The sequence below is a fragment of the Pseudomonas sp. CCC4.1 genome, assembly GCF_035019225.1.
Lineage (GTDB): Bacteria > Pseudomonadota > Gammaproteobacteria > Pseudomonadales > Pseudomonadaceae > Aquipseudomonas > Aquipseudomonas bubulae.
Genome location: NZ_JASJWL010000012.1, coordinates 67,459 through 90,198, shown reverse-complemented (window position 1 = coordinate 90,198; position 22,740 = coordinate 67,459). Strand labels below are relative to the sequence as shown.

Here is a 22,740-nt window from a genome sequence, read left to right as displayed (position 1 = left end):
AAAAGCCTGAACGACAGGCTCGCACATTCCTCGAAAATTCTGCCGATGCTGTAACAGCCATTCGGACAATCAAACATGCAGACGCAAAAAAGCCGGGAATTTCCCGGCTGCCGCATCATACACCCGTTTTCTAAAAGGATCACCCTGCGAGGCCATTTGACCGCCAAGCGGAGTGAATCAGGGCCTGTGATGAACATGCCAACCCTTCTGAAAACAGTGTGGGAGCGGGCTTGCTCGCGATGGCATCAACTCGATTTAGCAGACAGACCGAGTTGCTTGCATCGCGAGCAAGCCTGCTCCCACAGGCTTGAAGCGCTTTTACTGCTGCGAAGGCTTGGATTTTTCCAGGTAGCGGAAGAAATCGCTGCTTGGGTCCAGAACCAGCACATCGTTCTTGCTCGCGAAGCTTTCGCGGTAAGCGCGCAGGCTGCGATAGAACTTGTAGAACTCCTGATCCTGGCCATAAGCCTTGGAGTAGATCGAAGCTGCCTGGGCATCGCCATCACCGCGTGCTTCTTCGGACTGACGATAAGCTTCAGCCAGCAGAACACGACGTTGACGGTCGGCGTCAGCACGAATGCCTTCTGCCAGTTCGTTACCCTTGGCCCGATGCTCGCGTGCTTCACGCTCACGTTCGGTGCTCATACGTTCGAAAACGCTGCGGTTTACTTCTTTTGGCAGGTCGATGGCCTTGACGCGAACGTCGACCACTTCAATGCCCAGCTCTTTTTCAGCCATTTTGTTCAACGATGCAGTGATGTCAGCCATCAACGCATCACGCTCACCCGACACTACTTCGTGCAGGGTGCGCTTGCCGAACTGGTCACGCAGACCGGATTCCAGACGACGCGACAGACGTTCGTCAGCAATCTGTTTCATGCCCGAAGTTGCGGTGTAGAAGCGCTCGGCATCTTTCACACGCCACTTGGCGAAGGCATCAACCATGACCGCTTTCTTTTCCAGCGTCAGGAAACGCTGAGTCGGCGCGTCCAGCGTCATCAGGCGGGCGTCGAACTTGCGCACCTGGTTGACGTAAGGAATCTTCACATGCAGGCCCGGCTGAACGTCAGCCTGGACCACACGGCCAAAGCGCAGCAGTACCGCACGCTCGGTTTGCGAGACGATGTAGAAGCTGTTCCAGGCAACGATCCCCACGACAACAGCAACAATAAGGGCAACCAGCGATTTATTGCTCATCAGCGGCTCTCCCTGGTGCGCGGTTGTGGCGGCAGATCCGTGCTGACGTGCGAGCCGGAATCAGTATTGCTCGCTGCGGCTGCCGAACCCGTTGCCGGGGTGCTGCCATTACGGCCTTCGATCATTTTGTCCAACGGCAAGTAAAGCAGGTTGCTCTGGCCGTTTTTGTTACCGGTCACGAGTACCTTGCTGGTGTTGCTGAAGACTTCCTGCATGGTGTCCAGATACAGACGGTCGCGGGTCACTTCAGGATTTTTGCGGTACTCGGCAACCAGTTTGGTAAAGCGGTCAGCCTCACCCTTGGCGCGGGAAACCACTTCATCACGGTAGCCGTTGGCATCTTCGATGATGCGCTGGGCCTGACCACGTGCTTCCGGTACAACGCCGTTGGCATAGCTTTCGGCCTGGTTGCGGGCACGCTGCTCGTCTTCTCGGGCACGGATCACGTCATCGAAGGCTTCCTGTACTTCACGCGGTGCGGCTGCGTTCTGTACGTTGACCTGGGTCACGGTGATACCGGTCTTGTAGGTATCGAGGAAACGCTGCAGGCGTTCCTTGATTTCCACGGCCATTTGCTCACGGCCTTCGGTCAGCACCTGATCCATCGACGTGGAACCCACGACGTGACGCAAGGCGCTGTCGGTCGCCTGCTGCAAGCTGACTTCCGGTTGATCAACATTCAGCACGAAGTCGCGCAGGTTGCTGATCTTGTACTGCACGGTCAGCGGCACTTCGACGATGTTTTCGTCTTCAGTCAGCATTTGACCCTGCTTGGTGTACGCACGCTCACGCGTCACGTTCTCCATGTACTTTTTGTCGAACGGCGGGAAGTAGATATTCAGGCCCGGCCCAACGGTGTCGTAGTACTTGCCCAGGCGCAGCACCACGGCTTGCTCCTGCTCATCGACTACATACACGGCGCTGTAAAGCCAGGCAGCCGCCAGCACGACGAGGCCGATGCCGAGCAGACCGTAGCCGGCGCCCTTGCCATTCGAACCACCCTCACTGCCGCTGCCGCCAGTACGTTTTTTCCCACCACCGAACAACCCATTCAGGCTTTCCTGCAGCTTTCGGAAGGCCTCGTCGAGATCTGGTGGCCCCTTGCGGTCGCCATTTTTAGGGCGTTTGCCACCCCAAGGATCTTGATTGTTCGAGTTGCCACCCGGCTCATTCCAAGCCATAGCGCTCTCCATCTGATAAAGCAAAGACGCGCCCACGGCGCGCCGACCAATGCTACAGAATGCCTATCACAGCGGCACGACCGCTTTGCGAGGCTTTTATTGCAAAGTGTGTTCTTCGATGAATTCCAGCGGCTGCATCCCTTCGCGGCTGACCAAGCGATTGAGCTCGGATCGCGGCAGGCGTACGTCCAACAGACTGGAGCCCTCATCGTCATGCTGTTCTTTTTGCACAACCCCCAGTTCGAAGAACTGTGCACGCAGTCGAGCAAAACGTTGCGGCAAGCGCAAGGTGCCCACGAACAAATCATTGCCCAGCAACTCGGCGATGGCCTGCTCAAGCAACTCCAGCCCTTGACCATCACGGGCCGACAACCAGACCCGCTGCGGCTTGCCATCGGCATCACGCTGGATCTGCGGCTCGACACCTTCAAGCAAATCGATTTTGTTGTAGACCTCGAGAATCGGCAAGTCCTGCGCACCGATTTCGCCCAGTACCACCATCACCTGCTCGATCTGCGCCATGCGCTCAGGCTCGTGCGCATCGATCACATGCAGCAGCAGATCGGAATTGCTCGACTCTTCGAGCGTAGACCGGAATGCTTCAACTAGCTTGTGCGGAAGATGACGAATAAAGCCCACGGTGTCGGCCAGCACGATCGGCCCCAGGTCGCCCAGATCAAGGCGGCGCAGGGTCGGGTCTAGCGTGGCGAACAACTGGTCGGCGGCAAAGACGTCAGAGCCGGTGACCTTGTTGAACAGCGTGGATTTACCGGCGTTGGTATAGCCCACCAGCGACACTGTAGGAATATCGGCGCGTTGACGCCCTCTACGGGACTGCTCGCGTTGACTGCGGACTTTTTTCAGACGGGCTTTGATCTGGCTGATGCGCACACGCAACAGTCGGCGGTCGGTTTCGAGCTGGGTTTCACCCGGCCCGCGCATGCCAATGCCGCCACCTTGACGCTCAAGGTGAGTCCAGCCGCGTACAAGACGCGTGCTCATGTGGTCAAGCTGAGCCAGTTCGACTTGCAGCTTACCCTCATGGGTACGGGCGCGTTGAGCGAAGATATCGAGAATCAGCCCGGTACGGTCAAGCACGCGACACTCGAAAACACGTTCGAGGTTACGTTCCTGGCTGGGCGTGAGTACGTGATTGAAAATCACGATGTCGACCTTCTCGGCCTTGACCAGATCGCGCAACTCCTCGACCTTGCCACTGCCAATCAGGTATTTGGCCGATGGCCGATGACGCGGCACGTTAAAAAACGCGACGGTATCGGCGCCAGCCGACACAGCTAACTCCTGGAACTCCTGCGGATCTTCGCGCGCCTCAGGGTCCTGTCCTTCCAAGTGAACGAGGATCGCTCGCTCACCACCACCGTGGCGCTCAAAGAACAAAGGATGCTCCTATTTAGGCATTACCTGGTTCAGCGTCTGCCAGATCCGATTCGGTTGCGCTAGGCAGACGAATTGGACGTACTGGTACGACTGTCGAAATTGCGTGCTTGTAAACCATTTGGCTGACGGTGTTTTTCAGCAGGATCACGAACTGGTCGAAAGACTCGATGGTCCCCTGCAGCTTGATCCCGTTGACCAGATAGATGGAAACGCCAACCTTCTCTTTACGCAAAGTATTCAAGTAAGGGTCTTGTAGCGAATGCCCTTTTGACATATGCCGCACTCCTGTAAGGATAAAAAATAGAAACAAAAATTAGATGACCGCTGTCGCCACATCCATAGGATAGACGGCATTTGCCAAGACTCAGCTCAATATGGAGACCGATTCCAGGTATTTCAAGGCTCGTGGCAGATTGTCGCAGTCCAGACTGTCAAGCCAATGCAAATCATTCCAGCTGCGCAACCAGGTGAACTGGCGCTTGGCCAACTGGCGCGTGGCTATGATGCCGCGCTCCTGCATCTCGGCCGCTGTCAGCTTACCGTCGAGGTAGTCCCAGACTTGGCGGTAACCCACTGCACGTATAGACGGCAACCCGGCATGCAGGTCACTTCTGTTGCGCAGGTTTATGACCTCGTCAATGAACCCCTGTTCCAGCATCTGCCCGAATCTTAGTGCAATTCGCTCATGCAGCACCTGACGGTTCGCCGGAGCGATGGCCAGATTCGCGACAGTATAGGGCAATTGGCTGTGCCCAGAAGCCGCTGCTTTAGTCGTTTGTTCAGATTGTTTTTGCCGATGGGCCGTCACGCTCATGCCGCTGACCCGATAAACCTCAAGCGCCCGGGTCAGACGCTGCGGATCATTGGGGTGAATTCGCGCGGCAGACTCCGGATCTATGGCTGCCAACTGATCGTGCAGGGCCTGCCAGCCAAGGCGCTGCGCCTCTTCTTCAAGCTGCGCGCGCACCTCGGGGTCCGCCGGAGGCATGTCGGCCAGGCCGTCAATCAGTGCCTTGTAATAGAGCATGGTGCCGCCCACCAGCAGCGGGATATTGCCTCGCGCCGTGATCTCGGCCATGGCCTTGAGCGCATCGCGACGAAAATCGGCCGCCGAATAGCTCTCGGCCGGGTCGAGAATGTCGATCAACTGATGCGGGTGAGCCGCCAGAATTTCTTTCGACGGCTTGGCAGTGCCGATGTCCATGCCGCGATAGACCAGCGCCGAGTCAACACTGATCAGCTCGCACGGCAGCACCTTGCTCAGCTCGATGGCCAGGTCGGTCTTGCCGGCGGCCGTCGGCCCCATCAGGAAAATAGCCGGGGGTAAAGCGTTGGAACCTGTCATCAGCGACCGCGCAAAAAGAGTTTGTCCAAGTCGTCCAGGCCCATTTGGGTCCAGGTGGGACGACCATGATTGCACTGACCGCTGCGCTCGGTGTTTTCCATGTCACGCAACAGACCGTTCATTTCCGGGATCGCCAAACGGCGATTGGCGCGGATCGCACCGTGGCAGGCCATGGTGCCGAGCAGCTCGTTGAGGTGCGCCTGGATCCGGTCACTGGTGCCGTATTCCATCAGGTCGGCCAGTACGTCGTGAACCAGTCGCTGGGCCTCGGCCTGCTTGAGCAGGGCCGGGATCTGGCGGATGGCCAGGGTTTCCGGGCCAAGGCGCTGCAACTCGAAGCCCAGGCGCTGGAACCACTCGGCGTGTTCTTCGGCGCAATCGGCTTCCCGCTGGCTGACCGCAATCGATTCCGGCACCAGCAGCGGCTGACCACTCAGGCCTTCACTGGCCATGGCGATTTTCAGACGCTCATACATGATCCGCTCATGGGCCGCGTGCATATCCACCAGCACCAACCCCTGGGCGTTTTCCGCGAGGATATAAATGCCCTTGAGCTGGGCCAGAGCAAAGCCGAGCGGCGGAATATCACCTTGCCCGTCCGGCAGAGGCGCGGCATTGGCCTCAGGCAATGGTGCGAAAAACTCGCGATAGGCATTGCGCGCTTCTTCGACGGGCACCGGGGGCGCGGAGGACTGCGGACGGTATTGGTACTGATAGCCCGCACCAGCGCCCGAACCTGCCACATGCGGTGACGGGGCCGACTGCGGCTGCTCCAGCACATTAGCCGCCAGACGCATTTCACCCTGCGGGCCGAATTCGCCAGCATCCAGCCCCGTCGGGCGCTCGGCCCCGGGCACCGGCGCTGGTGCGGCCAGTTGGTCTTCGGGACGAACGTCACCCAGAGCACGGTGCAAAGTGCCATAGAGGAAATCATGCACCATGCGCCCGTCACGGAAGCGTACTTCGTGCTTGGTCGGGTGTACGTTGACGTCGACCACCGAGGGGTCGACCTCAAAGAACAGCACAAAGGTCGGGTGGCGACCATTGAACAGCACATCGCGATACGCCTGGCGCACCGCATGGGCCACCAGTTTGTCGCGTACTGCGCGGCCATTGACATAGAAGTACTGCAAGTCCGCCTGACTGCGGGAAAAAGTCGGCAAACCGACCCAGCCCCACAGGTGCAAACCATTGCGTTCAACCTCGATGGGCATTGCCTGTTCCAGGAACGCGGAGCCGCACACGGCCGCCACACGCCGGGCGCGGGCAGTATCGTCGCGGGCTTCGTGCAGGTTGAGGATGGACTTGCCGTTGTGGCGCAAATTGAACGCCACATCAAAACGTGCCAGCGCCAGGCGCTTGATCACTTCCTGCAGGTGATCGAATTCGGTCTTTTCGGTTTTGAGAAATTTGCGCCGTGCCGGGGTGTTGAAAAACAGGTCGCGCACTTCAACCGAGGTGCCCACCGGATGCGCAGCCGGCTGAACCCGGGGCGCCATGTCGCGGCCTTCGGTCTCGACCTGCCAGGCCTGATCGGCACCACGGGTGCGCGAGGTCAGGGTCAGGCGCGCCACGGAACTGATGGAAGCCAGCGCCTCACCGCGAAAGCCCAGGCTCATCACCCGCTCAAGGTCTTCCAGATCACGAATCTTGCTGGTGGCGTGACGGGCCAGCGCCAACGGCAAGTCGTCGCTGGAAATTCCGCTGCCATCGTCACGTACCCGCAGCAGCTTGATCCCGGCCTGCTCCACGTCCACATCAATGCGCTTGGCACCTGAATCGAGGCTGTTTTCCAGCAGTTCCTTGATCACCGAAGCCGGGCGTTCAACTACTTCGCCCGCAGCGATCTGGTTGGCCAGGCGCGGGCTGAGCAATTCAATCCGCGCGCTGCTGCTCAATGCTTCATCACTCATTACTGTGCCGCCAGGGCAGTTGCCGGAATATTCAGGTTCTGGCCGACCTTCAGCTCATCGGTTTTCAGGCTGTTGCTCGAGCGCAATGTCGCCACGCCCACTTGATAGCGTACAGCGATCATCGCCAGGGTTTCGCCGGGGCGAACCGTGTGTTCGCGGGCACCCTGGGCGATTTTGCCGGTGTCACGCAGCCAGGCGATATAAGTGCCCGGCGGCGGATTTTGCTGGAAGAACTGGCGTACGCCGCTGCTGATCGAACGGGCCAGCGCTTGCTGGTGACTGCTCGAAGCCAGCTTGGACGCTTCGTTGGAGTTCGAGATAAACCCGGTCTCGACGAGAATCGACGGAATGTCCGGCGACTTCAGCACCATAAACCCGGCCTGCTCCACGCGCTGCTTGTGCAGCGGGGTGACCCGACCTATGTTGCTCAGCACTTTTTGCCCGACGTTGAGGCTGGAGGTCAGCGACGCGGTCATCGACAGGTCAAGCAATACACCCGCCAGCATGCGGTCCTTGTCATCGAGGCTGACGTTGCCTGCGCCACCGATCAGGTCGGAGCGGTTTTCGCTGTCGGCCAGCCAGCGCGCCGTCTCGGAAGTCGCGCCGCGTTCAGACAGGGCAAACACCGAAGCACCAAAGGCAGCCTTGGACGGTGCAGCATCGGCGTGGATCGAGACAAACAGGTCGGCGCCTTTCTTGCGGGCGATTTCGGTGCGGCCACGCAGCGGGATAAAGTAGTCGCCGGTACGCGTCAGCTCGGCCCTGAAGCCTTTCATGCCGTTGATCTGGCGCTGCAGTTCTTTGGCAATCGCCAACACCACATCTTTTTCACGCTGGCCAGCCGAGCCCGAGGCCCCCGGGTCTTCACCGCCGTGGCCGGCATCGATCACCACCACCACGCTGCGTTTACCGCTCGGGATCGGCGGCAATTTAACGTCGGGTTGCGCGGGCGTCACCGGCACCACCGGCACCGTTGCCACGTTGGTGGCCGGCAGGCTTGGCGCCAGATCGGCGCCCTGGTCATACAGGTCGACCACCAGGCGGTTGCCGTACTGGGCATTGGGCGCCAGAACGAAACTTTTCGGGGTCACGGCCTTTTTCAGGTCGATAACCACGCGCAGGTCGGTGGGGGTACGCTGCGCCGAGCGCATGCTGGTGATTGGCGTATTGGCTGTTTGCACATTCAGCGGCCCGCCCAGGGTCGCGCCATTGATGTCGATGACCAGACGATCAGGTGCAGTCAGCGTAAACACACTGTGCTGCACCGGCCCGGTAAGATCAAAAACCAGTCGAGTGTTGTCCGGCGCCCGCCATAGACGCACGCTCTTGACCTGGGTTGCGGCCACAGCATTGAATGCCATGACACTGAGCAACACACCCACCACACTTGCTAACGCGCGAAAGCGCATACCAAACCCCATCATTATTTGTATTCCGGCGCCAATGCGGCACACCAAGACTCGCCACGAGAACCTTGGGGCGTCAGCGTCAGCAAACGCCCGGTGTTATGCGGCCTAATGGTAATGGTCAGGTCAGGCTTTGGCAAAAAGCCTGCACCTTTATCGGGCCACTCGATCAAGCATAGGGCGTCTTCGTCGAAATAATCGCGAATCCCCATATATTCCAGCTCTTCCGGGTCGACCAGCCGATACAGGTCAAAGTGGAAGGCCCGAATATCGCCAATCTCGTAGGGCTCGACCAATGTGAAGGTCGGGCTTTTGACCGAACCCGTGTGACCAAGGCCGCGAATCAGGCCACGTGACAGGGTGGTTTTACCCATACCCAGGTCGCCGTCGAGAAAAATCAGGCCATGACCTTGAGTGACAGTGGCCAGGCGCGCGCCAAATGCGGTCATGGCCTCTTCGTCGGCCAGTTGCAGTGTTATTTCGTGCACGGTGCGTGTTCCTCCAACAACTGACGAATGGCTGGAATCAAATCACTGGCCGCCAGCCCACGGCCCAATTGTCCTTGTTGCTCACCGGCGCGGGCATGCAGCCACACCGCCAGGCATGCGGCGTCATAAGCGCCCAACCCCTGAGCCAGCAGCGCGCCGATCACGCCTGCCAGCACATCCCCAAGACCGGCCGTAGCCATTGCCGGATGGCCGTGACTGCAAATGGCCAACTCGCCATTGAGCCCTGCAATCAGACTGCCTGCACCTTTAAGGACGCACACTGCTGAGTATTTTTTAACCAACGCCCTGGCCGCAGCCGGTCGATCGGCCTGTACCTGCCCGGTGCTGATACCCAGCAAGCGTGCGGCTTCACCCGGGTGCGGGGTCATCACCGACCCTGGTGCCAGCGTGATGACTGCGTTGGACAACAAATTAAGCGCATCGGCATCCCACACCTGCGGCATTTTTGCCTGTGCCGCGGCCGACAACAGACTGCGCCCCCAGGGCGCCTGCCCCAAACCCGGTCCCACCACGACCACCGAAGCCTGCGCCAGTACGCCCATCAACTGGTTGGCCGACGATACGCCGAGCACCATCACCTCGGGCACCCGCACCAGCGCAGCAGGCACGTGTTCGGGGCGCGTGGCCAGTGATACCAGGCCAGCGCCACAGCGTAGTGCAGCCTGGGCGCTGAGGGTAATCGAGCCGCCAAATCCGCGATCGCCACCCACCAGCAGCACATGCCCGAACTGGCCTTTATGGGCGCTCGGGGCTCGTCGAGGTAGTGGCGCCAGATTGTCTGCGCTAAGGGCTTGGGGGTCGGCTAACAGGTGTTTGGTCTGCGGCATGCGTGTTTGGCTCCGATGTCTGGCAGAATTATACGCATCTCAGCTCCGGTTTCTCTTGTCCCATGCCTGCTATTACTGCCGACCTCCCCGCTCTCGCCCGGTCCATCAAGGAATGGGGCCGCGAGTTGGGCTTTCAACAAGTCGCCATTGCCGGCCTCGACCTGGGAGAACACGAACACCATCTGCAACGCTGGCTGGAAGCCGGCTACCACGGCGACATGGACTACATGGCCGCCCACGGCAGCAAGCGTTCACACCCGCAAGAGCTGGTGCCCGGCACAGTGCGCGTGATTTCCCTGCGCATGGACTACCTGCCCGGTGACACCCATATGGCGCAGCTGCTGGCCCAACCGGAAAAAGCCTACGTTTCACGTTATGCCCTGGGCCGCGATTATCACAAGCTGATCCGCAAGCGCGTGCAACAACTGGCCGACCGCATCCAGAAGGACATTGGCCCGTTTGGCTTCCGCGCCTTTGTCGACAGCGCCCCGGTACTGGAAAAGGCCATCGCGCAACAGGCGGGTCTGGGCTGGATCGGCAAGAACACCCTGGTGCTCAATCGCAAGGCGGGCAGCTACTTCTTCCTGAGCGAGCTGTTTGTCGATTTACCGCTACCGGTCGACGCCCCCCACGAAACCGAACACTGCGGGCGCTGCACCGCCTGCCTGGACATCTGCCCCACCAATGCCTTTGTCGGGCCTTATGTGCTGGATGCGCGCAAATGCATTTCGTACCTGACCATCGAGCTGAAAACCGCGATCCCTGAAGAATTGCGCTCGATGATCGGCAATCGGGTATTCGGTTGCGATGACTGCCAGATCGTCTGCCCCTGGAACCGTTTTGCCCGCACCACCGCAGAAGGGGACTTCAAGCCACGGCATAACCTGGACAATGCCGGCTTGGCCGAGCTGTTTATGTGGGATGAAGACAAATTCCTGAGCAGCACCGAAGGCTCGCCGCTGCGCCGGGCCGGGTACGAACGCTGGCTGCGCAACCTGGCGGTAGGCCTGGGCAATGCGCCATCGACGATCCCGGTGCTGGAAGCCCTGAATGCGCGGCGTGATTACCCGTCGGAGCTGGTGCGCGAGCATGTGGAGTGGGCGCTGACACAACACGCCAAGCGGGCCTGAGCCAAGCCCGCGGCCACAGTTGCTTAATGCTCGTCGTTATAAACGAACTTGGGCATTTCCCAGTTAAAGCGGATCGCCAGCAAACGCAGCAGCAGCCCGCCGAACAAGGTGACGAAAATCGCCTGTTCGTTGGGCATTTCCAGATAAGTACACAACAAGAAACACCACGCCGCAGCAAACGAAACGCTGGCATACAGCTCACGACGGAAGATCAGCGGGATGTCATTGCAGAAGATGTCACGAAGGATGCCGCCAAAGACCCCGGTAATCACTCCGCTCACCGAAGCCACCAGCATGCCCTGACCCATCTCCAGCGCGGTCATGCAGCCGATCAGGGTAAACGCTACCAGCCCCAGGGCATCAAGCACCAGAAACAGCGAGCGCAGATGACGCATCAAGGGCGCGATAAAGATCGTCACCAATGCAGCGAACGTGGTCAGTACCAGGTATTCCGGGTGTTTGACCCACGTCAGCGGGTAGTGCCCCAACAGGACGTCACGCACCGAACCGCCGCCTAGCGCGGTGACGCAGGCGATCAGCACCACACCGAACCAGTCCATGCCCCGACGCCCGGCAGACAGCGCGCCGGTCATGGCTTCGGCAGTAATGGCAACTAAATAAAGCATCAGCAACATGGCAGCGATCCTTGCAAGAAGGCGCGCAGTCTACTCTCAGTTGGCATTGGCACCAAAAGCGGGCAACAAATACTGTTCTTTGTGGGAGCGGGCTTGCTCGCGACGGCTTCGCTGCGGTTCGGTAGATGTACCGAGTCGCTTGCATCGCGAGCAAGCCCGCTGCCACAGGGGGATCAACGGCAGCTTAGAATTTGATGAAATGCTTGCGGTAGTGTTGCAGCTCGGCAATCGACTCGCGAATGTCGTCCAGCGCCAGATGCGTACCCTTTTTCACCAGGCTGTCGCGTACTTCCGGCGCCCAGCGTGCAACCAGTTCCTTGAGCGTCGAAACGTCCAGGTTGCGATAGTGGAAGTAGCTTTCCAGCGCTTTCATATGGGTGTACAGGAAGCGGCGGTCCTGGCAGATACTGTTGCCGCAGATCGGCGATTTGCCTTTGGGTACCCACTGCTCAAGAAACGCGATGGTCTGCGCTTCGGCTTCGGCCATAGTAGTGGTGCTGTCCTTGACCCGCTGGGTCAGGCCGCTGCCGCCATGAGTACGGGTATTCCACTCGTCCATGCGCGCCAGCACGGCATCACTATGGTGGATGGCGATGACCGGGCCTTCAGCCAGGGTATTGAGGTTGCTGTCGGTAACGATGGTGGCCATTTCAATAATGACGTCGTTGTCAGGGTCCAGACCGGTCATTTCCAGGTCGATCCAGATCAGGTTCTGCGCGTTTTGCATAATGGCCTCCAGTGCTTAGGTGCGCAGTTTAGCTTAGGCACGCGGCCCTCGTGCTAAACTCCCCGGCGTTTTACCCTTCTTATCGTTTTATCAACACGGAACACCCATGGCCAAACGCCAGCTCAACCGTCGTCAGAATTGGCGCATCGAAAAGATCCAGGGCGAGCGCGCTGCCCGCGCCGCCAAACGCGAATCCAGTGCCGTCGAAGCGCTTGAAGGCGGCGATTTAGGCCCCGAGCAACTTGGCCTGGTGATCGCGCACTTTGGTGTGCAGGTCGAAGTCGAAGCCCAGGAAGGTGAGCTCAAAGGCCAGATGTTCCGTTGCCACCTGCGCGCCAACCTGCCCGCTCTGGTAACCGGTGACACGGTTGTGTGGCGCGCCGGCAATCAGGGCATCGGCGTTATCGTCGCCCAGTTGCCGCGCAAGACCGAGCTATGCCGCCCGGACAGCCGTGGTCAGCTCAAGCCGGTTGCAGCCAACGTCGACATGATCGTGATTGTGTTCGCACCCATGCCCGAGCCGCACGCCAACCTGATCGACCGCTATCTCGTCGCTGCCGAGCACGCCGGGATTCGCCCGCTGTTGCTGCTCAACAAGGCTGACCTGATCGACGAGCAGAACGCACCCGCGCTGAATGCGTTGCTGGGGGTTTATCGTCAACTGGGTTATCCGGTGCTGGAAGTGTCGGCCCATCACGGCGATGGCATGCAGCAGTTGCAAGCGCAACTGGACGGCCATATCAGTGTGTTTGTGGGTCAGTCGGGCGTTGGCAAGTCGTCCCTGGTCAACAGCCTGCTGCCTGAGGTCAACCTTCGGGTCGGGCCGCTGTCGGAGATTTCCGGCCAGGGTACGCACACCACGACCACGGCGCGCTTGTTCCACTTCCCGGGCGGCGGCGATCTGATCGACTCCCCGGGTATTCGTGAGTTCGGCCTGGGCCACGTCAGCCGTGCCGATGTCGAGGCGGGGTTTATCGAGTTCAACGACCTGATCGGCCGTTGCCGCTTCCGCGACTGCAAGCATGACCGCGAGCCGGGCTGTGCATTGCTGATGGCCCTGGAAGATGGCCGCGTGCAGCAACAGCGCATGAACAGCTATCGCTCGATCATTGCCAGCTTGCCTGAGTCGAGTTACTGATTCAGGCCAGAAGCCCCCTCACCCCAGCCCTCTCCCGGAGGGAGAGGGGGCAAATTATCAGTGTTCTTGAAGCCGCGTGCGCTCAGTCCCCTCTCCCTCTGGGAGAGGGTTAGGGTGAGGGCGGCGGGTCGTCAAACAGATTCAGCTTCTGCCGTTCTTCATGCATCGGCAGTGGCTGTTTGTCGGCGGGCAGCTTGATCGGGTCAACTGGCGCCTTGGGCAGTTCCTGGGGCTTGACTGACTCCGCACCCTGCTCGCCTTCAATCGCCTGCTGGGCCTTTTTGTTCAGCACCACAATGTCGATACGACGGTTGACCGGATTATTGGGGTTAGCCGTGTCGAACAGCACTGACGAGGCATAACCCACCACCCGCGCAATCTGCCCTTCCGGGTAGCTGCCCGCCACCAGCGCACGCCGCGCTGCATTGGCACGGTTGGCCGACAACTCCCAATTGCCGTAATCACCGCCCCCCGCATAAGGCATGGCATCGGTGTGGCCGCTGATACTGACCTTGTTGGGTACTGCCTTGATGGTGTCGGCCATGGCCAGCAAAATATCTTCGAAGTACGGTTTGAGCCTTGCACTGCCCACATCAAACATCGGCCGGTTTGCGGCATCCATGATCTGGATACGCAGGCCGTCCGGGGTAATTTCAAACAGCAACTGATCCTTGAACTTGCGCAGCTGCGGGTTTTCTTCGACCTTGTTCTGCAACTCCTGCAACAGCAGTTCGAGGCGCTCTTTCTCGACCTGCTCGGCCATGCTTTCAACCTGCTCGGCATCTACCTTGATCTTGTCGGGCTGGGGCTGCAGTTTTTCTTCAGGGTTGAGGGTGTTGTCCGGCGCCAAGGCCGGAGTGCCGCCCAGGTCGATGACGTAGGGCGTGCCGCTTTCGCTGAATCCGATCGGATCTTTGAAATAACCACCAATGGCGATCTTTTGCTCGGGCGTGGCCGCCGTCATCAGCCACATCACCAGAAAGAACGCCATCATCGCCGTGGCGAAGTCGGCAAAGGCGATTTTCCAGGCGCCACCGTGATGGCCTGCGGCGTAGCGCTTGACGCGCTTGATGATTATGGGCTGGTTGTTTTCCATAAATCAGCGACCACGAACCACTTGTTCCAGCTCGGAAAAACTGGGCCGGTGCTTGGGGTACAGGACCTTGCGACCAAACTCGACCGCCAGCGACGGCGGCATGCCTGAGGCCGAAGCCACCAGCGAGGCCTTGATCGATTCATACACGTTGAGTTCTTCCTTGGCATCGTGAGCCAAAGACGTCGCCAACGGACCGAAGAAACCATAGGCCGCCAAAATACCGAAGAAGGTACCTACCAGCGCGGCGCCAACGTGCATGCCGATGGCCGCCTGATCACCTTCGCCCAGCGAGGCCATGGTCACCACAATACCCAGTACCGCGGCGACGATACCGAAACCCGGCATGCCGTCGGCGATACCGGTAACGGCGTGGGAAGGATGCTCCAGCTCTTCCTTGAGGTTATACAGCTCCATGTCAAACAACCCCTCAAGCTCGTGGGGGGCCATGTTGCCCGAGGACATGATGCGCAGGTAATCGCAGATAAACGCGGTCATGCGCTCATCTTTAAGGACAGTGGGGTATTTGGCGAAGATAGGGCTGGCGGCCGCGTCTTCAATGTCGCTCTCGATGGCCATCATGCCTTCGCGACGACTTTTGTTGAGAATCTCGTAAACCAGGCCCAACACTTCAAGATAAAAAGCGTGGGAGAAACGCGAACCGAACATGCCCAGTGATTTTTTGATCACATGCATGGTCATGTAACCGGGGTTGGCTTGCAGGAACGCACCGAAGGCCGCACCGCCGATGATCAAAACCTCGAACGGCTGGATCAGCGCCCCGATTTTGCCGTGGGAAAGTACGTATCCGCCGAGCACACTCGCGAACACGACGATGATGCCGATAATTTTAGCCATAGATATAAAAGTACTTCTTGGGTCGGTTCAAGGTCATATTCCAGCGTAGCTAAAACTCTTCTTCTCCTTATCGGCGAATCTGCGCCAGACTATAGCCGGTAGAGCCGAAAAGCCATTCGACCCCCAGATTGGATGATCATCGCGTCCTCATTATGGCCAACGAAACCCGCGCACCGATATCAACACCCACCACCCTGGATGCCTGGGTTGCACACCTGGACGCCGTCGATCTGCCGATCCCGCAAACCAGCCATGCGCGGGTCTTCAAGACCCTCAACGACAGTCGCCGCTCGTTACGCGAAATTGCCGAGGTTATGCAGGACAGCCCGGCGCTGGCCCTCAGACTGATCCGCGAGGCCAACCAGCAAGCCCAAAGCAGCCTGAGCGAGCCGGCCGAGAGCCTTGAAGTGGCGATCAACCGCCTGGGCCTCAAACGCACCCAGATGCTGCTCGAACATGTGCCGGCGCTGGCGATCGAGGATATCCCGCTGGCCTACCGACAAATCCAGCTGATCAGCCAGCACGCCGCACAACAGGCCATTGGCCTGTTCGGCAATCGCCTGGCGCGGCTCTGGCAGGAAATCTACTGGAGCAGCTTGCTGTTTCTGTCACCGCTATGGGCCCTGGCACTGACCCACCCACTGCTGCTCGAAACCTGGGAACGGCGGGTGGTCGGGCACAATGAGTGCGCCAGTAAAGTCGAGCGCCAGCTTTTTGGTGTGCCACTGTTTGATATCTGCCGCAGCCTGGCCGAGCTGTGGCGTCTGCCGGGGTGGGTGATGCAAGGTTATACGGTGATCACCGAAGAGCGCCGCACCCTGGTCAGGGTGCTGCATATCGCCCGCGACACCCATCACCCCCTGCGTCAGCAACAACTGCTGGACGCCGACCCGGCCCTGCGGCGCTGGCTCAACCAGCCTGCCAACAGTGTGTTGCTGGCCAACTGCCTGGCGCTGTCAGCCCAGCAGGGCTGGGACACACCGCACAACCTGCGCTGGCAGTACGTCACCAGCCTTTACCTGCAAATGCCCCTGGACGAAGTTCAGCAGCAGGCACACCAGCAGGCCGCGAGCAGCGCGCGCTATCACTCCAGCCCCGACCTTTGGCATCCGGCCCAGGCATTGCTCTGGCCGTGGGACTCACGCCGCAACGGGGACAATTCGCAGGCAGCCCCGCCTCCCTCGGCCGAGGCACTCGTCGCCTGGCGCAAACATTGCGGGCAGCTGCTGGAGCAACCCAGCGCATTCAGCAACCCGATGCATCTGAGCACCTGTGCCCGCGAAGCCTTGCAGGCGTGCGGCATGCGCCGGGTGATGATACTCACCCCCGACAAGACCTCGACCAGCCTGAGCGTCAACCAGATTGCCGGCCTGGGCAGAACCGCCTTCGACCTGACCGTCAACATCAGTGACAGCACCGCGCTGCAACGCCTGATGATGCAACCTGCACAAGTGCGCCTGACGCCCGAAAACAACGCGGTGATCTCCGCAGTCTTGCCCTACAGCCTGCGCAGCCTGTTCCCCGGCGAGCATCTGCTGCTACGCTCGCTGAGCAATAACGGTCGCGTGGTCATGCTCATACTGGCAGACCAGGGCGGCGGGCCATTTTCCGAAACCAGCGTGCAAGCCTTTGGCAAAACGGCCCAATGCATCGAGAAAGCCTTGAATACCTTTAGTAGTCGCGGGCGCTAGCGCTACAATCCCCCCTTTTTGCTCTGGAGGCTTCCTATGCCTGGCTTCTCTGGCTTGCCATTAGTGATCGAGCCCGGCGACCTGCTCGCCCGGCTCGACGCACCCGAACTGATCCTGGTTGACCTGACCAGTGTTGCACGCTACGAGGCCGGGCATATTCCGGGCGCCCGTTTTGTCGACCCGAAACGCACGCAACTGGGCTTGCCACCGGCACCCGGCCTGCTGCCGTCGCAAGCGTCACTCGAAACCCTGTTCGGCGAGCTGGGGCACAATCCCGACGCGGTCTATGTGGTCTATGACGACGAAGGCGGCGGCTGGGCCGGGCGGTTTATCTGGCTGCTTGATGTAATCGGGCACAAGGCATACCACTATCTGGACGGGGGCATTCACGCCTGGATTGGCGAAGGCTATGCCCTCAGCCAGGACGTGCCTGCCGCCGTCAATGGCCCGGTGGCGCTGACCTTGCACGATGAACCCACTGCCACCCGCGAGTACCTGCAAAGCCGCCTGGGCGCCGCCGACCTGGCGATCTGGGATGCACGCAGTGCCGCCGAATACAGCGGCGAAAAAGTGCTGGCAGCCAAGGGCGGGCATATCCCCGGGGCCAAGCATCTTGAGTGGACCACCGGCATGGATAAAACCCGTAACCTGCGTATCCGCCCGGACATGGCGCAGATCCTCAAGGATCTGGGCATCACGCCAGACAAAGAAGTGATTACCCACTGCCAGACCCACCACCGTTCCGGCTTTACCTATCTCGTCGCCAAGGCGCTCGGTTACCCGCGCGTCAAAGGCTACGCCGGCTCCTGGGGCGAATGGGGCAACCACCCCGACACCCCCGTCGAGCTACCTGTAAAAAATTAAGGACCTTGAATGAAAAAGCGTTTGTTCCTCCTCAGTCAGTACCTGTTGCCGCATCACCTGCTGTCACGCCTGGCCGGCTGTATTGCCGAATGCCGCGTACGCTGGTTCAAGAATGCGTTCACCAGCTGGTTCGCCAAGCGTTATCAGGTAGACATGTCCCAGGCCCTGGTTGAAGACGTGACCGCCTACGAGCACTTCAACGCCTTCTTTACCCGCGCCCTGAAAGACGGCGCCCGCCCGCTGGATCAAACTCCAGGTGCGGTGCTAAGCCCTGCCGATGGCGCGGTCAGCCAGCTGGGCCCGATCGAACACGGCCGCGTGTTCCAGGCCAAGGGCCACAGCTACAGCGTGCTGGAGCTGGTGGGTGGCGATGCTGCAGTAGCAGCCCAGTTTATGGGCGGCGAATTTGCCACCATCTACCTGTCGCCCAAGGACTACCACCGCGTGCACATGCCACTGGCGGGCACCCTGCGTGAAATGATCTACGTGCCGGGGCGCCTGTTCTCGGTCAACCAGACCACCGCCGAAAACGTGCCGGAGCTTTTTGCCCGCAACGAGCGTGCGGTGTGCATTTTTGACACCGAGCGCGGCCCTATGGCCGTGGTATTGGTCGGTGCCATGATCGTGGCATCCATTGAAACCGTGTTTGCCGGTCTGGTTACCCCGCCGAAACGCGAGCTGAAAACCTTCCGTTACGACGAAGCTGCCCGTGCGCCGATCCACCTGGAAAAAGGTGCCGAGCTGGGTCGTTTCAAACTGGGTTCGACGGCGATCGTGCTGTTTGGCGCGGATCAGGTGAAATGGGCCGAAGGCCTGACGGCAGGAACGCCGGTGATGATGGGTCAGAAAATGGGTGCACCGGCGCACGCCGAATAACCCATAACCCTGTGGGAGCGGGCTTGCTCGCGATGCTGGCAACTCGGTGCATCTGATTCACCGAGGTGATGCAATCGCGGGCAAGCTCGCTCCCACAGGTCATTTACAGGGGGGCTCAGCCCTGGCTGTTACGGTCACGCTGACCGAGCAGGTACAGCACGCCATCCAGGCCCAAAGTCGAAATTGCGTGCTTGGCCGATTTCTTGACCAGCGGCTTGGCACGGAATGCCACACCCAGCCCGGCAATCGCCAGCATCGGCAAATCATTGGCGCCATCACCGACCGCAATGGTCTGCTCCAGGCTCAAGCCTTCCTTTTGTGCCAGTTCGCGCAGCAAATCTGCCTTGCGCTGGGCATCAACAATCGGTTCGACCGCAACACCGGTCACCTTGCCGTCCACCACTTCCAGTTCGTTGGCAAAGACATAGTCGATGCCCAGCCTGGCCTGCACTTGTTTGGCAAAGTAGGTGAAACCGCCTGACAGAATCGCAGTTTTGTAACCCAGACGCTTGAGCTCGGCGAACAGCACTTCAGCGCCCTCGGTCAGGCGCAACGAAGCACCGATGGCATCCAGCACGCCCACGTCCAGGCCCTTGAGCAGCGCCATGCGCTCCTTGAAACTGGCCTTGAAATCCAGTTCGCCAGCCATCGCGCGCTCGGTGATGGCCGCCACTTGATCCCCCACGCCTGCCGCCTTGGCCAGCTCGTCGATCACTTCAGCTTCGATCAGCGTCGAGTCCATGTCGAACACCGCCAGGCGGCGATTGCGACGGAACAGGGTGTCTTCCTGCAGGGCGATATCCACGCCCAGCTCCTGGGCCAGGTTGAAGAAATCGGCACGCAGCGCGTCAACATCCACAGGCTCGCCACACACACGCAGCTCGATGCAGCTTTTGCTCGACTCGGTCGACGCATCCAGCGGCACGCGACCGGACAGGCGATCCGTCTGCTCAATGTTCAAACCGTGCTGGCTGATCACCGATGTCACGCGCTGCAGCTCATGGGCGGTCACCTGGCGGCTCATCAGCGTGACCACATGCCGGGTCTGGCTTTGTTCGTGGACCCAGCGCTGGTAATGCTCTTCGCTGATCGGGTCGAAACGCAGCTGCAAACCTTCCTTCGCGATTAAGGGCTGCAGGTCCTTGAGCACTGCCGAAACCAGCTCGGCTTGTGGAATTTCGACCAGAAAACCCAATGACAAAACGCCATGGATGGCGGCCTGACCGATGTCGAGAATATTCACACCATTGCTGGCCAGTACACCGGTAATGGCCGCAGTGAGACCCGGACGGTCCTCACCTGTGATGTTTATCAGGACGATTTCGCGCAAGGCACACCCCCATTCGCTAAAAAAAACGCATTCTACCCACTTTCAGTGACCATCGGGCACCGCCAAGGCTTTGCCGCCCTCAGGCCGCTCGCTATACTGCGCACCAACTTAACGGACTAAGAGCCGCGCTCAGTGAACCGGCCATCGCCTGTCAAAACCGATAACTTCTTCCTGCTGATCTTCCGGGCCCTGCGCGATCGCCGCGTTCCGCTTGCTCTGCGTATCGCCAGCCATAACGTGATCCTGGTCGCCCTGGCACTGGTCATCTATGCCGTGGTCATGGGCCTGCAATTCAAGCAGGCCATGCACGAACAGGCCGACGCCCTGGGGCAGAGCCTGACCACGCAAACCGCCACCTCGGCGACCGAGCTGCTGGTGTCAAATGACATCCTCAGCCTCAACGTGCTGCTCAACAACCTGACCAAAAACCCGCTGGTGGCCCACGCGGCCATTTATAGCGTGGATAACCGTATCCTCGCCGAAGCCGGGCAACGTCCCAAAAATGGCCTGCTAGGCGAAACCGAGGGTGTGTATCAAACCAAGATCACCTTTCAGGATGTGACCGCCGGGCATCTGCGCATCAGCCTGGACATGCACCAGTTCGAGCAGCCGATGACCATCAGCCTGCAAAGCATGGGCATTTTGAGTGCCATCCTGCTGGCCCTTGCCCTGGCCTTAAGCTTGCGTCTGGGCCGTCATATCACCACGCCCCTGCTGCAACTGCGGGTATGGCTGCGCGAACCCGATCCTTACACCCCGGCCATTCAGCGCCAGGATGAGATCGGCGACCTGGCTCGTCAGCTCCACACCCGCCTGGCCCCTCCGGCGCCAGAGCCCGAGCCGGAACCAGAAGAAGACGACTACGACGACAGCGACTACGAAGAAGCCGAAGACAACGAGCCGAGCTTTGAAGTGCGCAACCTGAGTGACCCGACGTTCGATGAGACTGCGGCGGCACCTGCGCCCAAGGCTGCACCTCGACAGTTGGTGAGCACCGAAGAAGACGAGAACGACGACGAAGACCCGTTTGCCGACCTGCGCGACACCAGCACGGCGAGTGCCGCGCCGGTTGCCCTGGCCAAACCAAAACCGGTCGCATCTGCGGCGCCGCAACCGAGTGCCGTACTCGCGGTGCAACTGGGGGCACAGGAGCAATTGCGCCGCCTGCCCCGCGCCCGATTGATGGAACTGCTGGAACGCTATCGTGATTGTCTGAACCAGGCAGCCTCGCTGTACCAAAGCGAACTGCATACGCTGAACGATGGCAGCACACTGATGCTGTTCCACAGTGAAGACAGCGGCGACGACTACCTGACCAACGCCATTTGCTGCGGCGAGCTGCTGCGTGCATTGGGTCACGCCCTGCAGATCGAAGTGGCAGACAGCGGCATTACCCTGCAATTGCAGTTGGGCCTGGTGCTGGGTGAAGGCCTGAGCGGCATGAGTCAGATTGACCTGCTGCTGACCGAAACGGCGCAGGATGCACTGGCCTTGTCGCAACACAGCCGCAACCTGTTGCTGGTAGAGCGCAAGATCAGCGATGACCCGCTGATCCGCCAGCGCGCCCGAATCCGCCCGATTGCCAGCCCGGAAGGCGCCTGCTGCGTAGAGCGCCTGATGGAGCCTTACCCTTCGATGCTGGAGCGCCAGCTGGCGCGGATGCATGAGAGTCGCGGGTAGCCAAAGCCAAGAGCACCCTCACCCTGGCCCTCTCCCTCCGGGAGAGGCGTGGTGAGGGGCTTTTGACCTGCCATAAAAAATCCCGCACATGTGCGGGATTTTTTTGTTTCTGGCTACAGCCTCAGAAGCGGAAGATTTCCATATCCGTGCGTATCGGTGAGGCCATTGGGATACGAGGTTTATCCGCACCCTGCTTGGGGGCTGCCTTGGACGGCGCCTTGGGCGCTTCCACCAGAGGCGGCTGGTTGGCCAGAGGCTTGAGTGCCACCGCCAATTGCTCGCTCAACTGTTGCAACAACTTGCCCTGAGCCTTGACCTGGTCCGCCGTACTGCCCCCGTGCGGCTGCTCCAGGTGCACGATGCGGTTGTCACGCACTTGACCGCGACGGTCAATCAAGCGCCATTGTGCGTCCAGCACTGCAGGCAGATCCTTGCCCGAGTCCAGCCGAGTGATCGACAACAACACTTGCACATCCGGGCTGAAGCCCGCAGGTGCCGGGGCCTGGACCACACGCTGGCTGTCCAGGCGCCATGCCAGTTGGCGCACCAGCAGCTGGTCGATATCTGCCGACAGGCTACCCGCCCATCGTCCGTCAGTCGCAGCGCTCAAACTGCCATCAGGCTGGCGTTGCAGCAGGGTTTCACGTTGCAGGTAGTCGGCCACGCTGATCGGGCCAAGTACCACAGCCATGCCGGCGCTTTGCGCGGGCTGGCCGGGGGTGCCGCTGTCCAGTTGGTACAAGGCCGCCGGCTGGTGCGTGCTGCACCCCGCCAGACCCAACACACCGGTCAGCAACGCAATTATAGGAAGGCGTAGAACGTTCATCATTCCATCCAGGTGGCCGCCTCAGGGCGAGCCGCAGTGTAATTCTCGAAAGGCTCGCAAAGCACATTGCCATAAGCCGTGCCGCTAACGCGGCATATCATCCGCGAATATTGGGC

The 22,740-nt window shown here is 60.1% G+C and carries 21 protein-coding genes; 6 read left to right on the top strand and 15 right to left on the bottom strand.

Annotated features, from left to right (window positions below; all coding sequences use genetic code 11):
* Positions 1-318: 318 nt before the first annotated feature.
* The 9 genes from hflC to QN377_RS07680 all read right to left on the bottom strand — a co-directional run bounded on the left by hflC (position 319) and on the right by QN377_RS07680 (position 9,776).
* Positions 319-1,197, bottom strand: coding sequence for a protease modulator HflC (gene hflC / locus QN377_RS07720; RefSeq protein ID WP_095000955.1), 879 nt, complete (start codon positions 1,195-1,197; stop codon positions 319-321).
* Complete coding sequence (gene hflK / locus QN377_RS07715; RefSeq protein ID WP_095000954.1) at positions 1,197-2,378, bottom strand: FtsH protease activity modulator HflK; 1,182 nt, start codon at positions 2,376-2,378, stop codon at positions 1,197-1,199. Before hflK ends, hflC begins: the two co-directional genes overlap by 1 nt.
* 96 nt (positions 2,379-2,474) lie before the next feature.
* Positions 2,475-3,776: a ribosome rescue GTPase HflX gene (gene hflX / locus QN377_RS07710; protein WP_095000953.1), complete on the bottom strand. Its 1,302-nt coding sequence runs from the start codon at positions 3,774-3,776 to the stop codon at positions 2,475-2,477.
* A 13-nt stretch (positions 3,777-3,789) separates the two neighbouring features.
* Complete coding sequence (hfq, locus tag QN377_RS07705; RefSeq protein ID WP_016783304.1) at positions 3,790-4,050, bottom strand: RNA chaperone Hfq; 261 nt, start codon at positions 4,048-4,050, stop codon at positions 3,790-3,792.
* 90 nt (positions 4,051-4,140) lie between these two features.
* Positions 4,141-5,121, bottom strand: a complete 981-nt coding sequence (gene miaA, locus QN377_RS07700) for a tRNA (adenosine(37)-N6)-dimethylallyltransferase MiaA (protein ID WP_095000952.1) — start codon at positions 5,119-5,121, stop codon at positions 4,141-4,143.
* Positions 5,121-7,019, bottom strand: a complete 1,899-nt coding sequence (gene mutL, locus QN377_RS07695) for a DNA mismatch repair endonuclease MutL (RefSeq protein WP_165446536.1) — start codon at positions 7,017-7,019, stop codon at positions 5,121-5,123. The genes miaA and mutL overlap by 1 nt, the downstream gene beginning before the upstream one ends.
* Before the next feature lie 14 nt (positions 7,020-7,033).
* Positions 7,034-8,455, bottom strand: a complete 1,422-nt coding sequence (locus tag QN377_RS07690) for an N-acetylmuramoyl-L-alanine amidase (protein ID WP_198417412.1) — start codon at positions 8,453-8,455, stop codon at positions 7,034-7,036.
* Positions 8,456-8,457: 2 nt separating this feature from the next.
* Entirely contained in the window at positions 8,458-8,928 is a 471-nt protein-coding gene (tsaE, locus tag QN377_RS07685) for a tRNA (adenosine(37)-N6)-threonylcarbamoyltransferase complex ATPase subunit type 1 TsaE (protein ID WP_016783300.1), read from the bottom strand.
* Positions 8,916-9,776: an NAD(P)H-hydrate dehydratase gene (locus tag QN377_RS07680; RefSeq protein ID WP_095017682.1), complete on the bottom strand. Its 861-nt coding sequence runs from the start codon at positions 9,774-9,776 to the stop codon at positions 8,916-8,918. Before QN377_RS07680 ends, tsaE begins: the two co-directional genes overlap by 13 nt.
* Before the next feature lie 62 nt (positions 9,777-9,838).
* Between QN377_RS07680 and queG the strand changes: the two genes are divergently transcribed.
* Complete coding sequence (queG, locus tag QN377_RS07675; protein ID WP_095000949.1) at positions 9,839-10,906, top strand: tRNA epoxyqueuosine(34) reductase QueG; 1,068 nt, start codon at positions 9,839-9,841, stop codon at positions 10,904-10,906.
* Between the two features lie 23 nt (positions 10,907-10,929).
* Here the strand turns inward: queG and QN377_RS07670 are convergent, their stop codons facing one another.
* Both QN377_RS07670 and orn read right to left on the bottom strand, forming a co-directional pair.
* Complete coding sequence (locus QN377_RS07670) at positions 10,930-11,541, bottom strand: trimeric intracellular cation channel family protein (RefSeq protein WP_019826256.1); 612 nt, start codon at positions 11,539-11,541, stop codon at positions 10,930-10,932.
* Between the two features lie 184 nt (positions 11,542-11,725).
* Positions 11,726-12,268, bottom strand: coding sequence for an oligoribonuclease (gene orn, locus QN377_RS07665; protein ID WP_086799078.1), 543 nt, complete (start codon positions 12,266-12,268; stop codon positions 11,726-11,728).
* 106 nt (positions 12,269-12,374) lie between these two features.
* Here orn and rsgA point away from each other — a divergent pair, with 106 nt between their 5' ends.
* Positions 12,375-13,406, top strand: a complete 1,032-nt coding sequence (gene rsgA / locus QN377_RS07660; RefSeq protein WP_095000948.1) for a small ribosomal subunit biogenesis GTPase RsgA — start codon at positions 12,375-12,377, stop codon at positions 13,404-13,406.
* Between the two features lie 109 nt (positions 13,407-13,515).
* Here rsgA and motB read toward each other — a convergent pair whose 3' ends face one another.
* Together motB and motA are read right to left on the bottom strand one after the other, a co-directional pair.
* Positions 13,516-14,502 (bottom strand): flagellar motor protein MotB, encoded by a 987-nt coding sequence (gene motB, locus QN377_RS07655; RefSeq protein WP_095000947.1) that lies wholly within the window; start codon positions 14,500-14,502, stop codon positions 13,516-13,518.
* Between the two features lie 3 nt (positions 14,503-14,505).
* Positions 14,506-15,357, bottom strand: a complete 852-nt coding sequence (gene motA, locus QN377_RS07650) for a flagellar motor stator protein MotA (protein ID WP_095000946.1) — start codon at positions 15,355-15,357, stop codon at positions 14,506-14,508.
* 152 nt (positions 15,358-15,509) lie between these two features.
* Between motA and QN377_RS07645 the strand changes: the two genes are divergently transcribed.
* From QN377_RS07645 to asd, 3 genes are read left to right on the top strand one after another with little or no spacing between them, the layout of a single operon-like run.
* Positions 15,510-17,048 (top strand): HDOD domain-containing protein, encoded by a 1,539-nt coding sequence (locus tag QN377_RS07645; RefSeq protein WP_095000945.1) that lies wholly within the window; start codon positions 15,510-15,512, stop codon positions 17,046-17,048.
* A gap of 36 nt (positions 17,049-17,084) precedes the next feature.
* On the top strand, positions 17,085-17,912 hold the full coding sequence (locus QN377_RS07640; protein WP_095017684.1) for a rhodanese-like domain-containing protein: 828 nt from the start codon (positions 17,085-17,087) through the stop codon (positions 17,910-17,912).
* Positions 17,913-17,921: 9 nt separating this feature from the next.
* Complete coding sequence (gene asd / locus QN377_RS07635) at positions 17,922-18,788, top strand: archaetidylserine decarboxylase (protein ID WP_095017685.1); 867 nt, start codon at positions 17,922-17,924, stop codon at positions 18,786-18,788.
* A gap of 115 nt (positions 18,789-18,903) precedes the next feature.
* On the opposite strand, the gene serB is transcribed toward asd, so the two are convergent.
* Positions 18,904-20,118, bottom strand: a complete 1,215-nt coding sequence (serB, locus tag QN377_RS07630) for a phosphoserine phosphatase SerB (RefSeq protein ID WP_095000944.1) — start codon at positions 20,116-20,118, stop codon at positions 18,904-18,906.
* 132 nt (positions 20,119-20,250) lie between these two features.
* Between serB and QN377_RS07625 the strand changes: the two genes are divergently transcribed.
* A complete protein-coding gene (locus QN377_RS07625; protein WP_095000943.1) occupies positions 20,251-21,798 on the top strand; it encodes an AhpA/YtjB family protein in 1,548 nt (515 codons plus the stop codon).
* Between the two features lie 121 nt (positions 21,799-21,919).
* Here QN377_RS07625 and QN377_RS07620 read toward each other — a convergent pair whose 3' ends face one another.
* On the bottom strand, positions 21,920-22,624 hold the full coding sequence (locus QN377_RS07620; protein WP_170943716.1) for a PqiC family protein: 705 nt from the start codon (positions 22,622-22,624) through the stop codon (positions 21,920-21,922).
* Positions 22,625-22,740 lie beyond the last annotated feature (116 nt).

Excerpts from the sequence above, each read along its gene's own strand:
- hflK (WP_095000954.1), bottom strand. The coding sequence starts at position 2,378 with ATGGCTTGGAATGAGCCGGGTGGCAACTCGAACAATCAAGATCCTTGG.
- rsgA (WP_095000948.1), top strand. The coding sequence starts at position 12,375 with ATGGCCAAACGCCAGCTCAACCGTCGTCAGAATTGGCGCATCGAAAAG.
- motA (WP_095000946.1), bottom strand. The coding sequence starts at position 15,357 with ATGGCTAAAATTATCGGCATCATCGTCGTGTTCGCGAGTGTGCTCGGC.
- QN377_RS07690 (WP_198417412.1), bottom strand. The coding sequence starts at position 8,455 with ATGGGGTTTGGTATGCGCTTTCGCGCGTTAGCAAGTGTGGTGGGTGTG.
- asd (WP_095017685.1), top strand. The coding sequence starts at position 17,922 with ATGAAAAAGCGTTTGTTCCTCCTCAGTCAGTACCTGTTGCCGCATCAC.
- orn (WP_086799078.1), bottom strand. The coding sequence starts at position 12,268 with ATGCAAAACGCGCAGAACCTGATCTGGATCGACCTGGAAATGACCGGT.
- QN377_RS07670 (WP_019826256.1), bottom strand. The coding sequence starts at position 11,541 with ATGTTGCTGATGCTTTATTTAGTTGCCATTACTGCCGAAGCCATGACC.
- hflC (WP_095000955.1), bottom strand. The coding sequence starts at position 1,197 with ATGAGCAATAAATCGCTGGTTGCCCTTATTGTTGCTGTTGTCGTGGGG.
- queG (WP_095000949.1), top strand. The coding sequence starts at position 9,839 with ATGCCTGCTATTACTGCCGACCTCCCCGCTCTCGCCCGGTCCATCAAG.
- QN377_RS07620 (WP_170943716.1), bottom strand. The coding sequence starts at position 22,624 with ATGAACGTTCTACGCCTTCCTATAATTGCGTTGCTGACCGGTGTGTTG.
- QN377_RS07640 (WP_095017684.1), top strand. The coding sequence starts at position 17,085 with ATGCCTGGCTTCTCTGGCTTGCCATTAGTGATCGAGCCCGGCGACCTG.
- QN377_RS07680 (WP_095017682.1), bottom strand. The coding sequence starts at position 9,776 with ATGCCGCAGACCAAACACCTGTTAGCCGACCCCCAAGCCCTTAGCGCA.
- QN377_RS07645 (WP_095000945.1), top strand. The coding sequence starts at position 15,510 with ATGGCCAACGAAACCCGCGCACCGATATCAACACCCACCACCCTGGAT.
- hfq (WP_016783304.1), bottom strand. The coding sequence starts at position 4,050 with ATGTCAAAAGGGCATTCGCTACAAGACCCTTACTTGAATACTTTGCGT.
- miaA (WP_095000952.1), bottom strand. The coding sequence starts at position 5,121 with ATGACAGGTTCCAACGCTTTACCCCCGGCTATTTTCCTGATGGGGCCG.
- motB (WP_095000947.1), bottom strand. The coding sequence starts at position 14,502 with ATGGAAAACAACCAGCCCATAATCATCAAGCGCGTCAAGCGCTACGCC.